The sequence below is a fragment of the Streptomyces sp. NPDC059037 genome (assembly GCF_042740015.1).
Classification (GTDB): Bacteria; Actinomycetota; Actinomycetes; order Streptomycetales; family Streptomycetaceae; genus Streptomyces.
In genome coordinates, this window is the sequence record NZ_JBHYIG010000169.1 from 1 (window position 1) to 2,968 (window position 2,968).

The window sequence follows — 2,968 nt, forward strand, 5'->3', positions numbered from 1 at the left end:
TCCCCACCCCGGGTCACCCACTGCGCTTCTTCGAGGACTTCGCCCCGGGGTTTCCGCGGCGGGCGCGGCCTTGAGGCGGGGGGGGGCGCCGCCGACCGGCTCCCGCCCCGAATCCCCCGTGCGAACGGTCAGTTGATGGACTTGATCAACTCACCGTCGGACGTGTCTCCGCTGAGCTCCCAGAAGAACGTGCCACCGAGGCCCTGCTGGTTCTTGTAGTCCATCTTCCCCGCGATGGTCGCCGGCGTGTCGTAGCTCCACCAGTTGGTGCCGCAGTGCGCGTACGCGGTCCCGCCGACCGTGCCGTTGGCCGGGCACTTGGTCTTCAGTTCCTTGTAGTCGTCGATGCCCTGCTCGTACTTGCCCGCGGCCGGTCCGGTCGCGGTGCCGCCGGGCTCCTTCTGCGTGACGCCCGTCCAGCCGCGGCCGTAGAAACCGATCCCGAGAAGCAGCTTCTCGGACGGAACGCCGAGCGCCTTGAGCTTCTTGATCGTGGCGTCGGAGTTCCAGGACTCCTTGGGGATGCCGCTGTACGAGGTGAGCGGCGAGTGCGGGGCGGTCGGGCCCTGCGCGTCCCAGGCGCCGAAGAAGTCGTACGTCATCGGGTTGTACCAGTCGACGTACTGGGCGGCGCCCGCGTAGTCGGCGGCGTCGATCTTGCCGCCGTCCGATGCGTCCGCCGGGATGGCCGCGGTCACGAGATTGCCGCTGCCGAACTTCGAACGGACCGCGGACATCAGGTTCTTGTACGCCTCGCGCCCGCTGGTGTCACAGGTCAGGCCGCAGGCGTTGGGGTACTCCCAGTCGATGTCGATGCCGTCGAAGACATCGGCCCACTTGGAGTTCTCGACCAGGTCGTAGCAGGACTGGGCGAAGGCCTCGGGGTTCTTCGCGGCCTCGGTGAAGCCGCCCGACCAGGTCCAGCCGCCGAAGGACCAGAGGACCTTCAGGTTCGGGTTCTCCTTCTTCAGCTTGCGCAGCTGGTTGAAGTTGCCGCGCAGCTCCTGGTCCCAGGTGTCGGCGACGCCGTCCACCGACTGGTCGGCGGTGTACGCCTTGTCGGTCGCCGCGTAGGCGTCGCCCATGGCGCACTTGCCGCCCTGGACGTTGCCGAAGGCGTAGTTGATGTGCGTGAGCTTGGCGGCCGAGCCGGACGTCTGCACGTTCTTGACGTGGTAGTTCCGGTCGTAGACACCCCATTCGGTGAAGTATCCGACGACCTTGGAACCGGCGGCGGCCTTCGTCGCCTTCGCCGCGGAGTCCTTGTCCTGCCCGGCGGCGGCCGTGCCCGCGCCGGCCAGCAGACCCGCGCCGAGTACGGCGCAACACGTGGTGGCGAGGAGCGCCTTGAACCGGGCGCGGGGGGTGTGCGGTCTGAGCATCGTGTCTCCTCGTGGGGGGAAACAGGGAGGGGGGAAGTGGTGCTGTGGACCCGTGTTGTGCGTCTTGGCATGAACGCGTTAAGACGCTCGGGGGAACAGTAGGAGGACTAGACCAGTGCGGTCAATGGTTCGTACCAATCCCGTGATCGTCAGCGATCGTCCGTGATCGCCTGTGATCTTCGGCTATCTTTTGAGTAAGCGGTCGTTAACCAGTGACTGGCTGCCGCCGATCGGGCATACTCAACGCGCCACAGCCGCTGGTCAGCCGCTTCCGTGACCCGGAAGGAGACCCCGGCCCGGCATCGTTTCCCGGCGGCGTCGCCTCACCCAGGTGGCGCCCGCCGCAGCGCCCGACAGGGAGGAGAGCGTCATGCCCGACCACGCCCCGCAGCCGGTGGACCGTCAGCTGCCCACGGATGAGGCCAGGGATCTGCTCTCACTGGTCCGGGACATCGCCCAGCGCGAGATCGCCCCGGACGCGGCCGAGGAAGAGGACGCCGGGCACTTCCCGCGCGAGGTCTTCACCCTGCTGTCCGAGTCCGGACTGCTCGGTCTTCCGTACGACTCGGAATGCGGCGGCGGCGACCAGCCGTACGAGGTCTATCTGCAGGTCCTCGAGGAGCTCGCCGCGGCCCGGCTCACCGTCGGCCTCGGCGTCAGCGTCCACTCCCTGTCCTGCCACGCGCTCGCCGGCTACGGCACCAAGGAGCAGCAGAGCGAGCATCTGCCTGCGATGCTCGGCGGCGGACTGCTCGGGGCGTACTGCCTCTCCGAGCCCGCGTCGGGTTCGGACGCGGCGTCCCTGCGGACCAAGGCCGTGCGCGACGGCGACGACTGGGTCCTCACCGGAACGAAGGCGTGGATCACGCACGGCGGGGTCGCCGACTTCTACACCGTCCTGGCCCGCACCGGCGGCGAGGGGGCGCGTGGCATCTCCGCGTTCCTGGTGCCGGGCGACGCCGAGGGTCTGAACGCGGCGGTGCCGGAGAAGAAGATGGGCATGAAGGGCTCGCCCACCGCCCAGATCAACTTCGACGGGGTACGGGTGTCCGACGCCCGCCGCATCGGCGAGGAGGGCCAGGGCTTCGCGATCGCGCTGTCCGCGCTCGACTCGGGGCGGCTCGGCATCGCGGCCTGTGCCGTCGGCGTGGCCCAGGCGGCGCTGGACGCGGCGCTGTCGTATGCCACCGAGCGGCGGCAGTTCGGCCGGCCGATCGCGGACTTCCAGGGCCTGCGGTTCATGCTCGCGGACATGGCGACGCAGATCGAGGCGGGCCGGGCGCTCTATCTCGCCGCCGCCAGGCTGCGTGACGCGGGCAGGCCGTTCTCCAAGCAGGCGGCCATGGCGAAGCTGCTGTGCACGGACGCCGCGATGAAGGTCACGACGGACGCCGTGCAGGTGCTCGGCGGCTATGGCTACACCGCGGACTTCCCGGTGGAGCGCTTCATGCGCGAGGCCAAGGTGCTGCAGATCGTCGAGGGCACCAATCAGATCCAGCGGATGGTCATCGCCCGTCACCTCGCGGGTCCCGACTCGCGCTGAACTGCCCGAGCCTGACCGGCGGCGCCGCGAGCCGGACCCACTC

Annotated in this window: 2 protein-coding genes; one reads left to right on the plus strand and one right to left on the minus strand. The window is 69.2% G+C overall.

Annotated features, from left to right (window positions below):
* Window positions 1-128 precede the first annotated feature (128 nt).
* On the minus strand, window positions 129-1,382 hold the full coding sequence (locus tag ACFWY6_RS28950; protein ID WP_384696293.1) for a glycoside hydrolase family 18 protein: 1,254 nt from the start codon (window positions 1,380-1,382) through the stop codon (window positions 129-131).
* Between the two features lie 370 nt (window positions 1,383-1,752).
* Here ACFWY6_RS28950 and ACFWY6_RS28955 point away from each other — a divergent pair, with 370 nt between their 5' ends.
* Window positions 1,753-2,925: an acyl-CoA dehydrogenase family protein gene (locus tag ACFWY6_RS28955; RefSeq protein WP_384696296.1), complete on the plus strand. Its 1,173-nt coding sequence runs from the start codon at window positions 1,753-1,755 to the stop codon at window positions 2,923-2,925.
* Window positions 2,926-2,968: the final 43 nt, after the last annotated feature.

Excerpts from the sequence above, each read along its gene's own strand:
- ACFWY6_RS28950 (WP_384696293.1), bottom strand. The coding sequence starts at position 1,382 with ATGCTCAGACCGCACACCCCCCGCGCCCGGTTCAAGGCGCTCCTCGCC.
- ACFWY6_RS28955 (WP_384696296.1), top strand. The coding sequence starts at position 1,753 with ATGCCCGACCACGCCCCGCAGCCGGTGGACCGTCAGCTGCCCACGGAT.